The organism is Loktanella sp. DJP18 (genome assembly GCF_049310965.1).
GTDB lineage: Bacteria > Pseudomonadota > Alphaproteobacteria > Rhodobacterales > Rhodobacteraceae > Loktanella.
Map to the genome: position 1 here is coordinate 1 of NZ_JBMERN010000083.1, position 16,591 is coordinate 16,591.

General features: G+C 65.3%; 16 protein-coding genes, 1 tRNA gene and 1 pseudogene. 12 read left to right on the forward strand and 6 right to left on the reverse strand.

Annotation, left to right across the window (positions count from 1 at the left end):
- Positions 1–378: pseudogene (locus ACOI1H_RS18070) on the forward strand (hypothetical protein); the annotation flags it as partial.
- Here the strand turns inward: ACOI1H_RS18070 and ACOI1H_RS18075 are convergent.
- Complete coding sequence (locus ACOI1H_RS18075) at positions 379–1,314, reverse strand: IS110 family transposase (protein WP_422439244.1); 936 nt, start codon at positions 1,312–1,314, stop codon at positions 379–381.
- A 243-nt stretch (positions 1,315–1,557) separates the two neighbouring features.
- Here ACOI1H_RS18075 and ACOI1H_RS18080 point away from each other — a divergent pair, with 243 nt between their 5' ends.
- From ACOI1H_RS18080 to ACOI1H_RS18090, 3 genes are read left to right on the forward strand one after another with little or no spacing between them, the layout of a single operon-like run.
- On the forward strand, positions 1,558–2,181 hold the full coding sequence (locus ACOI1H_RS18080; protein ID WP_422439229.1) for a hypothetical protein: 624 nt from the start codon (positions 1,558–1,560) through the stop codon (positions 2,179–2,181).
- Positions 2,178–2,759: a TadE/TadG family type IV pilus assembly protein gene (locus tag ACOI1H_RS18085; protein ID WP_422439230.1), complete on the forward strand. Its 582-nt coding sequence runs from the start codon at positions 2,178–2,180 to the stop codon at positions 2,757–2,759. The genes ACOI1H_RS18080 and ACOI1H_RS18085 overlap by 4 nt, the downstream gene beginning before the upstream one ends.
- A complete protein-coding gene (locus tag ACOI1H_RS18090) occupies positions 2,750–3,436 on the forward strand; it encodes a TadE/TadG family type IV pilus assembly protein (protein WP_422439231.1) in 687 nt (228 codons plus the stop codon). The genes ACOI1H_RS18085 and ACOI1H_RS18090 overlap by 10 nt, the downstream gene beginning before the upstream one ends.
- 4 nt (positions 3,437–3,440) lie before the next feature.
- Here ACOI1H_RS18090 and ACOI1H_RS18095 read toward each other — a convergent pair whose 3' ends face one another.
- The gene (locus tag ACOI1H_RS18095; protein WP_422439232.1) at positions 3,441–3,908 is read right to left on the reverse strand and encodes a hypothetical protein; all 468 of its coding nucleotides are present in this window, start codon (positions 3,906–3,908) and stop codon (positions 3,441–3,443) included.
- Between the two features lie 125 nt (positions 3,909–4,033).
- Positions 4,034–4,630 (reverse strand): TetR/AcrR family transcriptional regulator, encoded by a 597-nt coding sequence (locus tag ACOI1H_RS18100; RefSeq protein ID WP_422439233.1) that lies wholly within the window; start codon positions 4,628–4,630, stop codon positions 4,034–4,036.
- A gap of 94 nt (positions 4,631–4,724) precedes the next feature.
- Between ACOI1H_RS18100 and ACOI1H_RS18105 the strand changes: the two genes are divergently transcribed.
- The 5 genes from ACOI1H_RS18105 to ACOI1H_RS18125 all read left to right on the forward strand — a co-directional run bounded on the left by ACOI1H_RS18105 (position 4,725) and on the right by ACOI1H_RS18125 (position 9,508).
- On the forward strand, positions 4,725–5,024 hold the full coding sequence (locus ACOI1H_RS18105; RefSeq protein WP_422439234.1) for a hypothetical protein: 300 nt from the start codon (positions 4,725–4,727) through the stop codon (positions 5,022–5,024).
- A 69-nt stretch (positions 5,025–5,093) separates the two neighbouring features.
- A complete protein-coding gene (locus ACOI1H_RS18110; RefSeq protein WP_422439235.1) occupies positions 5,094–6,377 on the forward strand; it encodes a homoserine dehydrogenase in 1,284 nt (427 codons plus the stop codon).
- 114 nt (positions 6,378–6,491) lie between these two features.
- Complete coding sequence (gene glpX, locus ACOI1H_RS18115; protein WP_422439236.1) at positions 6,492–7,457, forward strand: class II fructose-bisphosphatase; 966 nt, start codon at positions 6,492–6,494, stop codon at positions 7,455–7,457.
- Positions 7,458–7,576: 119 nt separating this feature from the next.
- On the forward strand, positions 7,577–9,334 hold the full coding sequence (gene recJ / locus ACOI1H_RS18120; RefSeq protein ID WP_422439237.1) for a single-stranded-DNA-specific exonuclease RecJ: 1,758 nt from the start codon (positions 7,577–7,579) through the stop codon (positions 9,332–9,334).
- Positions 9,335–9,433: 99 nt separating this feature from the next.
- Positions 9,434–9,508, forward strand: a tRNA-Glu gene (locus tag ACOI1H_RS18125).
- 180 nt (positions 9,509–9,688) lie between these two features.
- Here the strand turns inward: ACOI1H_RS18125 and ACOI1H_RS18130 are convergent.
- The 3 genes from ACOI1H_RS18130 to ACOI1H_RS18140 are packed head-to-tail and all read right to left on the reverse strand — an operon-like array spanning position 9,689 to position 12,769.
- A complete protein-coding gene (locus ACOI1H_RS18130; RefSeq protein ID WP_422439238.1) occupies positions 9,689–10,723 on the reverse strand; it encodes an ABC transporter substrate-binding protein in 1,035 nt (344 codons plus the stop codon).
- On the reverse strand, positions 10,720–12,105 hold the full coding sequence (locus ACOI1H_RS18135) for a sensor histidine kinase (RefSeq protein WP_422439239.1): 1,386 nt from the start codon (positions 12,103–12,105) through the stop codon (positions 10,720–10,722). The genes ACOI1H_RS18130 and ACOI1H_RS18135 overlap by 4 nt, the downstream gene beginning before the upstream one ends.
- Positions 12,098–12,769, reverse strand: a complete 672-nt coding sequence (locus ACOI1H_RS18140; protein ID WP_422439240.1) for a response regulator — start codon at positions 12,767–12,769, stop codon at positions 12,098–12,100. Before ACOI1H_RS18140 ends, ACOI1H_RS18135 begins: the two co-directional genes overlap by 8 nt.
- 176 nt (positions 12,770–12,945) lie before the next feature.
- On the opposite strand from ACOI1H_RS18140, the gene ACOI1H_RS18145 reads away from it, so the two are divergent.
- The 3 genes from ACOI1H_RS18145 to ACOI1H_RS18155 all read left to right on the forward strand — a co-directional run bounded on the left by ACOI1H_RS18145 (position 12,946) and on the right by ACOI1H_RS18155 (position 16,016).
- Positions 12,946–13,935, forward strand: coding sequence for a Bug family tripartite tricarboxylate transporter substrate binding protein (locus tag ACOI1H_RS18145; RefSeq protein WP_422439241.1), 990 nt, complete (start codon positions 12,946–12,948; stop codon positions 13,933–13,935).
- Positions 13,936–14,030: 95 nt separating this feature from the next.
- A complete protein-coding gene (locus tag ACOI1H_RS18150) occupies positions 14,031–14,462 on the forward strand; it encodes a tripartite tricarboxylate transporter TctB family protein (protein ID WP_422439242.1) in 432 nt (143 codons plus the stop codon).
- Between the two features lie 12 nt (positions 14,463–14,474).
- On the forward strand, positions 14,475–16,016 hold the full coding sequence (locus ACOI1H_RS18155; RefSeq protein ID WP_422439243.1) for a tripartite tricarboxylate transporter permease: 1,542 nt from the start codon (positions 14,475–14,477) through the stop codon (positions 16,014–16,016).
- Positions 16,017–16,591 lie beyond the last annotated feature (575 nt).

The window sequence follows — 16,591 nt, forward strand, 5'->3', positions numbered from 1 at the left end:
ACAAACGAACGCCGGATCGACAAGCTGCGGACAGCCGCGGTAAAGTTCATTGATGCGTTGCTGAAGCCGGAATTCCGGGATCGCATTTCGGTGTCGCTGGTGCCCTATTCGGAACAGGTGAACATCGGCCCGCAACTGTTCAATCTGCTGAACGTCAATCAGACCCACAACTTTTCGCACTGCATCGAATTTCCGTCGTCGACGTTCCAGACCACGACGTTCAACACGAATCTGACATACGACCAGACACAGGCCGTGCAGTTCAACGCCTATGGCAAGGGCAATTTCGACAACGTGTCGGGATCGACGCGAAACGACAGCAATCCGGCACTGGACCAACCGGTCTGTCCAAAAGAGACTTATGAGTATCCGTCTTGATCAAGCGGTTTTTGGTGTCCACGTGCGATCAGCTTTGACGAGCGCGTTTGCCATCTCGATGAGCTTGCGCATGATGGCGACGATGGCGACCTTTGCGGGCTTCCCTGCGGCGCGGAGGACTTCATATTTGGCCTTGAGATCCAGGTTATACTTCATTGCGACCAAGGCTGGCATATAGAGAGCATCGCGCAGTGGCTTTCGCCCGCCTCCTATGAACGCCTTGCCCTGCCACTGGCCGGACTGACGGGTGATTGGTGCAAGACCGGTTAGGCTGGCCACCTGTTTGCGCTGCAACGTACCGATCTCGGGCAATAGGGTCAGCATTGCGGCGGCCGTGACTGCACCAATCCCAGGCATGGAGCAGAGAATATCGCGGTTGCGTGCAGTGGCCTCATGCGCCTCAATCAGCGCAGCAATTTCAGCGTCCAGCTCGGCAACCTGACGTTCTACCTGCGTGAGCCGCGCCTTGGTTTGACGTTTCAGCAGAGCAATATCCTGGATCTGGGCACGGTTGCGCAGTCGCGTACGGTCCTTGATCAGCCCGGCACGTGCAACGTGTAAATCCCTGAGAACAAGGGTTTCCTTCAAACAAGGCGCTTGAGGCTCAAGGCTGAACGCAGCCCCCATCCGGGCCAACATCCGGGCATCCACCGCATCGGTCTTGGCCCTGGTCCCATGTGCTTCAGCGAACCGGCGTGCTTGCAACGGGTTCACTTTGACCAAAGGAAATGCCTTGCTGAACGCCGCCTCGAAGGCCTTGTGATACGGACCAGTCGGCTCGAACACGATCCGCGCCACCAGGGCCTTACCAAGCCATTTTCGCAGAGCTCGAAATCCAGCAGCCGAGTTCTCGAAGCGATGCGCCGCTCCGTCTTCCAGTCTGAATGCGTCCAAATGGGCTTTGGAAATATCCACGCCAATGGTATGATCTGTCATCTTCGCCATGTCCTATGCTTGTCATGCGTGGATTGTCACACGCGTATCCGTTCAGGCCCTGTGGTGAAGACGGCGGCTGATCAAACTCACAAACGGTCCACTACGACCAAGCGCTTTACGATCCAACCGCCGCCACTGCCCACCATAAATGGTGTGGTGGGCAGTGGCTCCTTTATACCTCAGGAGCCAGGTTCAGGATAAGACAAGCGCATCATTCCGATCAGCCAGGATCGCACCGCGCTGGTGAACGCGATCAACAGCCTGGAACCACGGGCCGGCACCTCGATCTTTCTGGGGCTGAAGTGGGGCGTGACCCTGCTTGATCCCTCGTTCCAGAGCGTGATCAGTGCGCTACCCTCCGCGACTATCGATCCGGCCTTCGATGACCGCCCCGAATCCTACGACGCACCGTCCGGCGTGATGTGGAAGACCCGGTCACTGAAATACCTCGTGCTGATGACGGACGGATACAACGACAACTCGTGGCGCCTGAAGGACTCCTATTACACAGATCCCAGCTATTGGCTGTATTGGGCCAAGCACAACCTGCCCTGGGTGGCCCAGGACCGGAACGGCGGACCCGACGCCACGATCAGCGAATATCGCAACAGCACCCTGTTCTATACCCGCGATCAGGGCGTCGGCTACATGGACAGCATGTGCGAGGCCGCGCGCAATGCCGGAATCATCATCTACGCGATCTCGATGTCGGGCGACGAAACCTCGGACGTCGCAGTCCAGGGTGCCGAGGCGATGGCGCGTTGCGCTGGCGATGCCAACCGCTTCTTCGTGACGTCCGGCCCGGAGCTTGACCAGATCTTCGAGCGAATCGCGCAGCAGATCACCGACCTGAGGTTGACGCAATGATCCGCCGCATCCCGCGCACCCCCTCCGCACCGAGGACACGTCTCGGCCGCCTGCTGCGCCGCTTCCGGCTGTCCGAGGCGGGCAATTCGTCGATCGAGTTCGTCCTGCTGTTTCCGGCGATCTGGATGATGTTCGGTGCCACGATGGAAGCGGGCATGTATTCCATGCAACAGGTCATGCTGGAACGCGGGCTTGACCTGACGGTCCGCGACGTCCGTCTGGGCATCATCCCGGCCCCGACCCACGAAAAGCTGGTGAAGGCGACCTGCAAATACGCGGTCATCCTGATCGATTGCGAAACGAACATGCGGCTCGAAATGTTGAAGTCGACACCGACCGCCTTTGTCGCACCCAGCCCGACCGTGCCCTGCATCGACAAGGTCCAGACCGGCATCGCGAATGTGGCGATCAGCAACGGCGCAAACAACGACCTGATGGTGCTGCGTGTCTGCGTGCAGATCGAGCCTCTGTTGCCGCTGGCCGCCATGGGCCGCGAATTGATCAAGGGCGGCAAGCCCGGGCACTATCCGCTGTCGGCCACGTCCTCCTATGTGATGGAGCCATTCCAATGGAGTTGACGACCCGCATTGCCACGGCGCTGCGCGGACTCTGGCGGCGAGAGGATGGCGTGATGACGCTCGAATTCGTCATTCTGGCCCCTCTCATGTTCTGGACCTACCTTGCCACGCTTGCCTACTTCGACGTCTACCGGACCGAGGCGATCAGCGAGAAGGCGTCCATGACGATCGCTGACCTGCTGAGCCGGGAACGGAACTATGTGAACGACGACTATATCGACGGCACCTACGGGTTGCTGCAATTCCTGACCCGCGGCGACAGCACGCCGGGCCTGCGCATCAGCAGCCTGCGCTATCACGACAATGCAAGCTTGGTGAACAAGGACGACGGCACCGACCATTTTCATGTGGTCTGGTCAGAGGTTCGGGGCAATACCGACGCGAGAGAAGCCTTCACGAACGCGGATACGCGCGTGCGCAGCCTGACGTCGCAGCTTCCGCAGATGGGTGACGGCGACCGCCTGATTCTGGTCGAGACCTGGACGCATTATACCTCGGCGTATAATCTGGGCCTGAGAAGCGTCTGGGGCGGCGGACCGAAGTCCCAGTCCAACAACGACGTCGAGGTGGATCAGATCAAGGACATCGTGATGGAGACCTTCATCTTCACGCAGCCCCGCTTCAAGCAGACCTGCTTCAACAACACGCCGGCCGATCTGACGAAACGGTTGTGCTGATCGCCTAGACGATCGCCGGTGCCGTCTCGAGTGCGATGCGGTCCGCCAGCGCCTTGGCCACGCCGGGCGAGGTCAGTCCACCAACCCCGACGCGGCGACCGATGCGCCAGTAAAGCCCCGGTTGCCAAGTCCGCGACTGGGATACAGCCATGCGCAGGGTAAACCCGTTCGACGGCTTCAGCGCCATCGGATTGCGGTCGACGGCGACGATCTGGTCGCGGGCGGCGATCAGTTGCCCTGCCCCGTCCATCAGACCACGGTCGGTCCAGCGCAGGCTGTCGCCCCGCCCACGCCACATGGCGAACGCGAGGGCGAGTGCCGCAAGCCCCCCCGCGACCATGACGGCCTGTGTCGCGAAGCCTTGGTGCAACGCCGTGCGCAGCAGCAGGACGGCGAGCCCGCCCATCATCAGGATGCCCGTGGTCGTCCGAAAGACGGTCGGTGCCAGGACGGGCGGTGGAATGTCTGACATCGGGGCAGCCTCGATTTGCGGGGGCGCGTGTCAGCGCTGACAAACCACCTGATACCCCGGTTGCGCGGTTTGTTCCATCGCCGTCCTGCCGCGCGGCGCCGCAGGCATGGGCGACGAAAGAGCGATCAGGCCATCTGCGCACCGACAGCCTGCCGCACGAGGGTCCAGTAGACCTCGGCGACCTCGGGTTCCGTCAGGCGGCCCTCTGGCCGATACCAGTTGGTGATGCCCGTCAGCAACGCGATCAGGCCGAGAGTCGCGACGCGGGCGTCCGGCACGCTGAAATCGCCCGCCGCCACGCCCTCGCGCAGGATCGCTTCCAGACGGTCCTCGTAGGCGCGGCGCAGGGCGGCGATGGTATCGAAGTTCGCGGCGCTCAGGTTGCGCAGTTCCATGTAGGACAGGAAGACCGTATCCCGACGCGGCAGGTGAAAGCGGATGTGAAAGCGGGTGAACGCCTCCAGCCGCCGGACCGGCGATCCGTCGATGGCCGCCGCGTCACAGGCGGTGATGACATCGGTCATGTTGTCGCGCAGAAGGTCGAACAGAAGCGACTGCTTGTCGGCGGTATAGTTGTAAAGCGCACCGGCCTGCACGCCCACCTCTGCCGCGATCTGCCGCATCGAGACGGCGGCATAACCGTGCTGGGCGAACAGCCGCAGGGCGGCGTCCTGCACCTTCGGTCCGGTGATCCCGGCATGAGAGCCCTGTTTGCGCGCCATGTCCCTAGGTAACTGAACGGTCGTTCAGATGAAAAGCGGTTTCCCCGACCGGGCCGCACCTCTATGCTGCGGCCGTGTCCCAAAGGTAGCACCGATGCCCTCTGCCCGCCTCCTGATCCTGTGCCTGTTGCTTGCCGGATGCGCCGACGCACCGTCGCTGGACGGACGCATCTCGGCGGCAGCAGCAGCAGCCCCCTATCCGACGTTGCAGCCACTGGCGCCCTTGCTGGCCCGCGCCGCCACGCCGGGGCAGATCACGGCCGCTTCGACAGCGCGGATGGACGGCGACACGGCGGGGCTGCGCGCGCGGGCGGCGGCCCTGCGCGGGCCGGTTGTGGATGCCGCGACGCGGACGCGGATGCAGGGCGGCGTCGCACGGGCCGCGTTGCGGTAGCCTCGCGTTTTCGCTAACACCGCGCCCAAGCACCACATCCAGACCGACAGCCAGAACCGGAGCCACCTCATGTCAGATCCCCTTCGCCTTGGTATCGCAGGGCTTGGCACCGTGGGGATCGGCATCGTGCGGATCGTGCAGGCCCACGCGGATCTGCTGGCCGCGCGGGCCGGGCGGCCCATCGTGATCAGCGCCGTCTGTGCAAGGTCGCACAAGGATCGCGGCATCGACCTGTCGGGCTACGCGTGGGAGGACGATCCGGTCACGCTTGCCGCCCGCGACGATGTCGACGTGGTGATCGAGGTCATGGGCGGCCACGACGGCCCTGCAAAGGCCACGACCGAGGCCGCGATTTCCCACGGGAAGGACGTGGTCAGCGCCAACAAGGCGTTGCTGGCGATCCATGGTCAGGCGCTGGCCGAGGCGGCAGAGGCCGCCGGTTGCGTGATCCGCTTCGAGGCGGCGGTCGCAGGCGGCATCCCGGTCGTGAAATCGCTGATCGAAGGGCTGGCCGGCAATGCGATAACCCGCGTGCTGGGCGTGATGAACGGCAGCTGCAACTACATCCTGACCCGGATGGAAGACGCGGGCCTGACCTATGCCGAGGTCTTCGAGGAGGCCAATCAGCTTGGGTACCTCGAAGCGGACCCGGAACTGGACGTGGGCGGCATCGATGCAGGCCACAAGCTGGCGCTGCTGGCCGCCATCGCCTTTGGCACGCAGGTGGACTTTGCCGGTGTCGCGCTGGAAGGCATCGGGTCGGTGACGATCGAGGATATCCGTCAGGCCGCCGACATGGGTTACCGGATCAAGCTGCTGGGCGTCGCACAGATGACCGGGCGCGGGCTGGAACAGCGCATGCAGCCCTGCCTCGTGCCCGCGACCTCGCCACTGGCCCAGCTGTCGGGCGGCACGAACATGGTCGTGCTGGAAGGCGACGCCGTCGGCCAGATCGTGCTGCGCGGGGCCGGTGCCGGTGAAGGGCCCACGGCCAGCGCCGTCATGGCCGATGTCGTGGACCTGGCGCGCGGCACCCGCTACCCGACCTTCGGGCAACCCGCCACAAGCCTGCGCCGCGCCCGCGCCGCGACCGCCGCAATCCCCGCGCCCTATTACCTGCGCCTGCGCCTGCTGGACAAACCCGGCGCGCTGGCCAAGGTCGCGACGGCCCTTGGCGACGCTGGCGTCAGCATCGACCGGATGCGGCAATACGACCACAGCGACACCGCCGCCCCTGTCCTGATCGTGACCCACAAGACGACCCGCGCCGCGCTGGACGAGGCCCTTGCGCGTTTCGCAGACACCGGTGTCGTGATGTCCGATCCTGTGGCGATCCGGATCGAGGCGGTTTGAGCTGTACCCGGCACCGACGCTTTGCAGAAATCACCGTGCCTGTTAGCGATCACACGGTTGTCATGCTGCGGTCCTAGACGCTACGCCGCTGACAGTAACCCTGAAGGAACGCGCATGTCCCCGACTCCCGACTTCAACGATCGTACACTTTCCCTTGGCCTTGCCCGCGTGTCCGAGGCCGCGGCCATCGCCTGCGCCTCGCTGATCGGGCGCGGCGACGAGAAGGCCGCCGATCAGGCCGCCGTCGACGCCATGCGCACGCAGCTCAACAAGCTCGATATCGCGGGCGTCGTGGTGATCGGCGAAGGAGAGCGTGACGAGGCCCCGATGCTCTATATCGGCGAAGAGGTCGGCACCGGCAACGGACCGGGCGTGGACATCGCGCTCGACCCGCTGGAAGGCACGACGCTGACCGCCAAGGACATGCCGAACGCGCTGGCGGTCATCGCAATGGGACCGCGTGGCAGCATGCTGCACGCCCCCGACGTCTACATGGACAAGCTCGCCGTGGGACCCGGCTTCAAGATCGGCGTGGTCACGCTGGACATGACCCCGTCGCAACGCGTGTCGGCGCTGGCGGCGGCCAAAGGCTGTTCGATCAGGGACATCACGGTCTGCGTGCTGGAACGGCCGCGGCACGAGGAGATGATCGCGGAAATCCGGTCTACCGGAGCGGCGATCCGGCTTATCACAGATGGCGACGTGGCCGGTGTCATGCATTGCGCCGAAGCGGCGCGCACCGGCATCGACATGTACATGGGATCGGGCGGTGCGCCCGAGGGCGTCCTGGCCGCCGCGGCGCTGAAGTGCATGGGCGGGCAGATCTTCGGCCGCCTCATGTTCCGCAACGACGACGAGCGCGGCCGCGCCACCAAGGCCGGAATCACGAACTTCGACCGGGTCTATACCCGCGACGACATGGTCACCGGCGACGTGATCTTTGCGGCCACGGGCGTCACCGACGGGTCGCTGCTGCCGGGAATCAAGCGCGAGCCGGGATTCGTGACCGCGGAAACCGTGCTGATGCGGTCCAAGACCGGATCGGTGCGGCACATGCGGTATCGCAATCCGGTGGCGTAAGGGGTCCGGGCTGCGCCCGGAGCCGCTGGCAGGAGTTTATCTGGCCAGATGAAGGCACGGGCCTGTCCCCGACGGGGTCTCTGTGGCACAAGCGGCCGCGACGACACGCGAGGGACGATGTGACCGACAAGCCAGCCTTTCTGAACGTGGCAGCGTCGCTGACCGGGCGACGCTGGGTCGGCCCGGGCGTGGACGAGGACCGGGCCTGCGACGCGATGGAACAGGCCACCGGCTTTCCCGCAGCCTTGTGCCGGACGCTGGTGCAGCGTGGTGTCGTGGCCGAGCGTGCGGCGGCGGACGCCTATCTTGCCCCCACTCTGCGCGACCTGCTGCCGGACCCGCGCAGCCTGCGCGATATGGAATTGGCGGCGACACGCTTTCTGGCCGCCGTGAAGGCCCGACAGCGAATCGCGATCTTCGCCGACTACGATGTCGATGGCGGGTCGTCCGCCGCGCTTTTGCTGGTCTGGTTGCGCGACATGGGACTGCGCGCGACACTCTACGTGCCGGACCGGATCGACGAAGGCTACGGTCCCAACGATGCCGCCATGGCGGCCCTCGCCCGCGATCACGACCTGATCGTCTGCGTCGATTGCGGCACGTTGTCCCACGGGCCGATCGCAGCGGCGGTCGGTGCGGACGTGATCGTGCTGGATCACCATCTTGGGGCCGAGACATTGCCCCCGGCGCTGGCCGTCGTGAACCCGAACCGGCAGGACGAAAGCGGAGCACTGTCGCATCTGTGCGCCGCCGCCGTCGTGTTCCTGATGCTGGTCGAGGCGAACCGCCAGTTGAAGGCTGACGACGTGAAGGGCCCCGACCTGATGGGGCTGCTGGACCTTGTGGCGCTGGCGACGGTCGCCGACGTCGCGCCCCTGATCGGCGTGAACCGCGCGCTGGTGCGGCAGGGCCTGACGGTCATGGCCCGGCGCCAGCGGCCCGGTCTGGTCGCGCTGGCGGATGTGGCGGGCATGGATCAGGCCCCGACGTCCTACCACCTGGGGTTCCTGCTGGGTCCACGCGTCAACGCGGGCGGTCGGATCGGTGCGGCGGACCTTGGCGCGCGACTTCTGGCGACTGACGACCAGCACGAAGCCGCGGCCCTGGCCGAACGGCTTGACGTCCTGAACACCGAACGCCGAGAGATCGAGGGCCGGGTGCGCGAGGCTGCTCTGGAGCAGGCGACAGAGCGCGGACTGGACGGCCCGCTGGTCTGGGCCGCCGGCGCGGGTTGGCATCCCGGTGTGGTCGGTATCGTCGCCGCGCGGCTGAAAGAAGCGACCAACCGCCCCGCCATCGTCATCGGGCTGGAAGACGGGATCGGCAAGGGATCGGGACGATCGGTTAGCGGTATCGACCTGGGTGCCGTGATCCAGCGCGTCGCGGCCGAGGGTCTGCTTCTGAAGGGCGGCGGGCACAAGATGGCCGCCGGCCTGACCGTGACCGAAGACATGCTGCTCGCCGCGATGGACCGGATCGCCGCCCTGCTCGACAGGCAGGGGGCCGGTGCGCTGGGGCCGTCGGACCTGCGCGTCGATGGCCTGTTGATGCCGGGTGCCGCGACGGTGGAGTTGATCGACCGGATCGCCGCGGCCGGGCCCTTCGGTGCCGGTGCCTCTGCCCCGCGCTGGGCCTTTCCGGATTGCCAGATCCTGTTCGTCAAGCAGGTGGGCACCGGGCATCTGAAGGTGACATTCGGCGACGGTCTGGGCGCGCGGATCGACGCAATCGCCTTCGGCGCGATGGACGGCCCCATGGGGGCGGCGCTGACCAACCATGGTGGCGCGCGGTTCCACCTCGCGGGCCGGCTGGAGGTCAATGCATGGCAAGGTCGTCAGAGTCCGCAGCTGCGCCTGGAAGACGCGGCACCGTCCTGATCGACCCTGCCGCGGCGTCAGGTTTTTTTTTTGCGCTCTGCGCACGAAAATGCCCTTGCGCCCCCCGGAGCCCTTGCCTAAAAGCGCCTCACCAAGCGTGGCCCGTTCGTCTATCGGTTAGGACGTCAGGTTTTCAACCTGAAAAGAGGGGTTCGACTCCCCTACGGGCTGCCACGGCTTTATCCGACGACATGCTGTTGCCTGAACCGTTCGGATCGGCGTTTCTACAGTTGTTCCGTCGTATCGGTCAGCCAGCCAGGAAAGAGAGCGGCGTGCTTTCGCCGGACGCTCGACTTCACCAATTTGAATCGCAGACCAGGCAGACTTTCGGCAGCCCCGACTTTCCTCTGATTGTCAGCGATCATCTCCAAACGCCTTGCGCCAGGTGTCGACAAAGATGCGTCGGCGGGCCTGGTCCATCGCGACCAGCAGCGTGGGCGCGATCGGGATCGGGCGGCGGGCGCTGTCGGGCAAGGGCTGTTCGTCGGCGCTTGCGGGCTGGACGAGACGGCTGTCGGCCAGAATGGCCTGCCCCCGTGCGGAGAGGATGAAGTCCAGCAGGCGCGCTGCCAGCGCCGCATGGGGCGCGCTTTCGGGAATGAGATAGGCGCGCGACAGGATCAGCGTGTAGTCCTGCGGCGCGATGACGCCGACGCGGTCACTGATGTCGTCGACCAGATAGGACCCCAGTACGTTGTAGGCGATCAGGTAACGGCCGCTGGCAACGCCCGCGATGATCTCGGCCGAACAACAGGTCGCGACGGCGTCGACGCGGGCGAAGCCTTCCAGCAGGCCGCCGAAGGTCGTCGCCTGCTGGCTGTCCATGAAGGCAAAGAGGTCGCCAAGGCCGGAGGCCTCGATGTCGTAGGTGGCGATCCGGTTGCGGTAGGTTTCGGGCCGGCGGCGCATGAGGTCGAGCAGGTCAAAGCGGCTGTGCGGCACGTCCGCGGCGGGCACGAGGTCCTTGTTGTAGATCGTGACAGCCGCCTCTTGGGTGATGCCCCAGATTTCGTCCCGCCACCGTCGCGCGGATGGCAGGGCCTGCGTCAAAGGCGAGACATAGGGCTGGGCGCAGGCGCGGTTGACCAGATCGACCATCTGGTGAACGCCGGACGAGATCACGGCGTCGATGCTGCCCTGCCCCGCATCGCAGGCCTGCCGCGTCACCGCGTAAAGCGCGTTGGAGCCCCATTGTTCATAGCGCACGGCCACGGTCGGGTTGGCACTGACGAAGGCGTCCAGCACCGGGGCGAAGACATCGATATCCGTCGTGGACCGCACCGCCAGCACCGTCGCGGGAAGGACGTCGCCGGCCTGGAAGGTGGTGACCGCCTCTTGCGCGGTTGCTGGTCCGGCCATGGCAAGCAGCAGGGCGAACAGGCGGGTCACTGGCTTTGGCCTGCGCCGTGGTGAGGCAGGGTCAGGCTGACGCGAAAGCCGCCCTGGACGGTGGCCATCGTCATCTCGCCGCCGAACGCTTGGGCCACGGCGCGCACGATGGACAGGCCAAGACCCGCACTGTTGCCCTTCGACGCCGCCGACCTTTCGAAGCGCTGACCCAGCGTTGCCCGCACGGCATCGGGCGGCCCGTCACCGCTGTCCTGCACCCAGATCGCGCTGCCCGTGGGCGTGGGAGAGACGCCGATCACGACGGGCGTCGCACCGTGGCGCAGGGCGTTGACCAGCATGTTTCGGACCGCCTCGGTCAAGGAGATTTCGTCCGCCAGCACGACGACCGCATCTTCACCGATCCGCAGCTGCACGTCCTTGCCGGGGGCCAGCAGTTCGTGGTCGCGGCTGTCCAGCACGGTCAAGGCGATGTCGCGCAGGTCGATCGCCGTGGGGGCGGCATTGTCGATCCGGTGGATGACCAGCGCGCGCGACAGCATCTGATCCAGCAGTCGACCCAGCGACCGGGTGCGCCAGACCAGCCGCTCCAGCCGTGGCAGGCGGCGGGGGGCGTCATCTTCAAGCGCCAGTTCCGCTTGGGCGCGGATCGCGGCAACGGGCGTGCGCAACTGATGCGCCGTGTCCGAGATCAGGTTCTTCATCGCGCCGACCTGCCGGTCGAGACGCCCCATGAAGCGGTTCAGCGCGCCAACAAGCACGCGCACCTCTTGGGGGCCGTCCGCCTGCATGGGCGTCAGGTCGTAGGGGTCGCGCTGGGCCAGGTCGCGTGTCAGAACCTCCAGCGGGCGCATGGCGGACCGGATGATGATCAATGCGCTGACGATCAGGGCGATGCCGCCGAAGGTCGTGACGAACAGGGCGCGCCTTGTCAGATCGAGCGCCATCGCGCGACGCGCCCGCGTGGTCTGGCCCACGGTGACATAGATGCGTCCTGCGTAGGCGCGTTCGGAGAACAGCCGCGACACGGTGACGAAGCGGGCTGCGTCGTCCTGCAGGGTCCAGTCCCGAAACCGCGGCTGGACCGTGTCCAGCGCTGCGGGGATGCCGTCGTAGCCGGTCAGCAACGCGCCATCGGGACCGTGGATCGCATAGAAGATGCGATCCTCCGGGGCCAGCGACAGCAAGCCGAAGGCCGACACCGGCAGGTCGATCACCGGCCCCTCGTCACCGATGGAGATCGATTCGGCGATGTCCTGTGCCGCCCCGACCAGCAGCGGGTCGAATGCCTGCCGCGCCGCGCTGCGGCCATAGGCGAAGGCGGCGAAGGCCACGACGATCCCGCCCAGGGCCAGCAGCGACAGCACGCCCACCATGACGCGCGACACCAGCGTCCAGCGGTGGTGCGGCGACCGTCTAAGCATCTGTCGTGATCCGGTAGCCTATGCCGCGCTGCGTCTCGATCCGGATGGAGGACGCGGTCAGCCGCTTGCGCAGGCGGGCGATGTAAAGCTCGATCGCGTTGAGGCCGACGTCGGCATCGTCGAAGGTGAACAGCCCTTCATACAGGCGCTGCTTGCTGATCGGCTGACCTTGCTGACGCAGAAGAAGACCCAGCAGCGCCGCTTCCCGCCGGGTCAGGTCAAGGGCGGTTCCATCAAGCGTCGCGGTCTGGGTCGCTGCCGAAAATGTCAGCGGGCCCAAGGTGATGGCGTCGGATTTCTGGTCCGCATCGCGCCGCATCAGGGCCCGCAGCCGCGCGTCCAGCTCGCGGTGATCGAAGGGTTTCACAAGGTAGTCGTCCGCGCCAAGGTTCAGCGCCGACACCCGGTCATCGACCGAGAAGAGCGCGGTCAGCATCAGGACCGGCGTGCGGTCGGCGCGCGCGCGCAGATCGCGCAACAGGTCGGTGCCATGCCGGTCTGGCAGGTTGATATCAAGCACCATGGCGTCATACCGCTGCACGGACAGGAAATCCTCGGCCTCGGCCACGCTGCCCGCCACATCGCAGGCCATGCCGGACCGGGAAAGCCGGGCGGCAATGGCCTCTGCCACGTCAGCGGCATCTTCGACGATCAGAACCCGCATCCGTCTCCCCCGCCCTGCCCCCATGCCCCTCGGTCATCCCGTGACAGGTTCGCGACAGCTTTGTCGCATAGGGTCTTATCAGCCATCCGCGAGGAGACCGCAATTCTGCGGTGCGGTGGCGCATGGCGACCGGGCCGCCCTATGCCCGGCAAAATCTGATCTGGAGGGATTATCACATGACCATCAAGGCCACACGCCTGACCATCGCCGCGGTTCTGCTGGGCGCATCGACCCTTGCCGCATCCGCGCAGGGCTTCACCCCCGAAAACCCCGAGTGCATCGCGCCCGCCAACCCCGGCGGCGGCTGGGACTTTACCTGCCGTCAGGTCGGCAAGCTGATGCAGGACGAAGGTCTGATCGACAGCACCATGCAGGTCGTGAACCTTGCCGGCGGCGGCGGTGGCGTGGCCTACGCCGAAGTCGTGAACAAGCGCAACGACAGCAACGACCTGATCGTGGCTGCCTCTTCTGCCACCACCACCCGGTTGGCGCAGGGTGCGTTCCCGGGCAACACGATGGACCAGGTTCGCTGGCTGGCGTCCGTCGGGGCCGACTACGGCGTGATCGCCGTGTCCAAGGACAGCGAGATCGCCGACCTGCCCGCCCTGCTGGAGCAGATCAAGACCGATCCGTCCTCCATCTCGGTCGCCGGTGGGTCCGCCGTGGGTGGCTGGGATCACCTGAAGGTGCTGATTGCCGCCGACGCCTATGGCATCGACGACGTGCGGTCCGTGAAATACATCGCCTTCGACGGCGGTGGCGAGGCGGTGACGCAGTTGCTGGCTGGTTCCGTGCAGGCGTTCACCGGAGACGCATCGGAGGCCAAGGGCTTTGTCGACAGCGGCGACATCCGTGTGCTGGCGGTGCTGGCCCCCGAGCGTCTGGATGGCGATTTCGCCGACTTTCCGACCGCCAAGGAACAGGGCGTCGATGCGGTCGGTGCGAACTGGCGGGGCTTCTACGGCCCCGGCGGCATGAGCGACGAAGCCTATGAGGCCTGGGTCGCCAAGATCGGCGAGCTTTATGCGTCTGACGCATGGAAAGAGGTCATGGCCACCAACGGCATCGCCCCCCTCGACCTGCAGGGCGCCGAATTCCAGCAATTCGTGGCCGACGACGTGACGCGGATCAATGCCATCTCGAAAGAGATCGGCATCATCCAGTAACGGCCGGATCACCGGAGGGGGTGCCGCGCGACCGCGCGGCCCCCCATTTATCCGCGCCCCGCGCGGTGCCCTTCTTCCCTCAAAGGACCTGTTCCATGACCGATCGCATCTTTGGCGTCGTCGGCCTGCTGCTGGCCATCGGCTATGCCCTGACCGCGATGACGATCCAGGAAAGCTTTCTGTCCGACGCCGTCGGCCCGAAGGCTTTCCCGATCATCATCGCCACCGTTCTGGGACTGTCGTCCCTTGTCATTGCCCTGCGCCCCGACACCTCGCCGTCGTGGCCCAGCCTTGGCCGGCTGGCCGAGATCCTGGCGGCCGCCGTCGTCATGGTGCTTTACGCGGAGCTTCTGCCCGTTCTGGGTTTCATCATCGCGACCTTCCTCGCCAGCGCCTACCTGACCTGGCGGCTGGGGTCAGAGGTGATCGGGTCGCTGATGATCGGCGTCGGCACCTCGCTTGGCATCTACGTCATCTTTCACCTCGTGCTGGGCCTGTCGCTCGCGCGCGGTCCCCTTGGCTTCTGAGGACGCACGCACATGGAAACCCTTTCCTCTCTCGCCGACGGCTTTGCCATCGCGCTGACCTGGCAGAACATCCTGCTGGCGCTTCTGGGGTGCTTTCTGGGCACCATCATGGGTGCCCTGCCCGGCCTTGGCCCGTCGAACGGCGTGGCGATCCTGATCCCGTTGGCCTTCACGCTGGGCCTTGGGCCGACGGCGTCGCTGATCCTGCTCACCTCGGTCTACTACGGGGCGATGTATGGCGGGCGCATTTCGTCGATCCTGCTGAACATTCCCGGCGATGAGCCCGCGATGATGACCTGCCTCGACGGCTATCCGATGGCCCAGAAGGGCATGGCCGGTCAGGCCCTGTCGCTGTCGGGCATCGCGTCCTTCGTCGGCGCGTTCTTCGCCACCTGGGGCCTGATCTTTCTGGCCCCGCAGCTTGTGAAGATCGCCCTGCTGTTCGGTCCTGCCGAATACTTCGCCCTCTTTGCGCTGGCCTTCATGACGCTGGGCGGCGTGTCGTCCACCAATCAGGCGAAATCGGCCTTCGCCGCGGCACTCGGTCTGGCGCTCGCGATGATCGGTGTCGATACGCAGACGGGCGTGCCGCGCTTCACCTTCGGCGAGGTGCATCTTTACGACGGCCTCGATTTCCTTGTCGCCATCGTCGGTCTGTTCGCGCTGTCGGAAGTGTTCATCTTCCTCGAACACCGGCACGGAGAGGCAGCCGGCGATGCGAACAAGATCAAGGTCGGTCGCCTGACGCCGCCGATGTCGATGATCAAGCAGACCACACCGACCATGATCCGGTCCACGATCCTCGGCTTTCTGGCCGGGGTGCTGCCGGGGGCCGGTGCGTCGCTCGGGTCGTTCATCGCCTACACGTTCGAGAAGAAGCTGGTCGACCCCGAGGGCAAGACCTTCGGCAAGGGCGATCCACGCGGGGTTGCCGCACCGGAGGCAGGCAACAACGCCGCCGCCGGTGGCGCGTTGGTGCCGATGCTGGCTCTGGGTGTGCCGGGATCGGGCACCACAGCCGTGCTGCTGGCAGTGCTGCTGAGCCTGAACATCACGCCCGGCCCGCTGCTATTCAGTCAGAACCCGGATGTGGTCTGGGGCCTGATCGCCGCACTCTTCATCGCGAACTTCATGCTGCTGGCGATGAACATTCCGATGGTCGGGATCTTCACCCGCGTGCTGATGGTGCCGCCGCGCATCTTGATGCCGGTGGTGGCGATGGTGTCCTTCGTCGGCATCTACGGCATCTCGGGGTCGTCGTTCGATCTACTGGTCATGGTCGGCTTCGGCGTCATGGGCTGGGTGCTGCGCAAGCTCGACGTGCCGCTGGTGCCGATCATCCTCGGCACGCTGCTGGGCAACGCGATGGAGAACAACCTGCGTCGCGCGATCACCATCGACAACGGCAACTGGTTCACCCTGATCGACAGCCCGCTGGCGATCGTCCTGTGGACCATCGCCATCATCGGCTTCATCCTGCCGCTGATCGTCGGTCGCCGGGTCAAGGCCCGGATGCACGCCCGCCGTGACGACGAAGGCAGCCTGTCGGACTGACGCCAAGTCGCCCTCTGGCCACGTCGGAGGGCGACGCCGACATCACTCCTGCGGCATCATCCATGCTAGAACACGCAAGCCTTGCATGGACGATCGGGAACAGTGCGCCGGCAAGTTCCTGCTGACAGGGGGCGCAGACCTTGTGCGCATGATCGACCCAGTAACCTGCGGAGGCTGCTATCAGGAGGATTTTGTCCAGATGGTCGGTGCGCCGTTGGTCCACCGGGATCATGATATTCGCCTACATGGGCGTCTTCTTTTTCGCTGCCCTATGCCGCAACGCAAGACACACAATTGCACGCTGCCTTGGATCAGGTCTGGTCCGGCACCCTTTGCCGGCAGCTGACCTGATCCAAGGCAGCATGCTTTTCGATAGCGGTTGCAATCCGATCAGGTTCGCGTAGGTGGGGTCCGAAAGCGACGCAACTTTGTCGCAAATCGACATTTTCCTATCTTTTAAAATGGATGGCGGGCTGAGGCCTTGAATGGCGACTGCGGCACATTTGCGTCCTTGGTGGGCGCTGCACGGGATACGTGCGGTTTTCCTCAAATTGGATGATCGAAGAAAGATACTT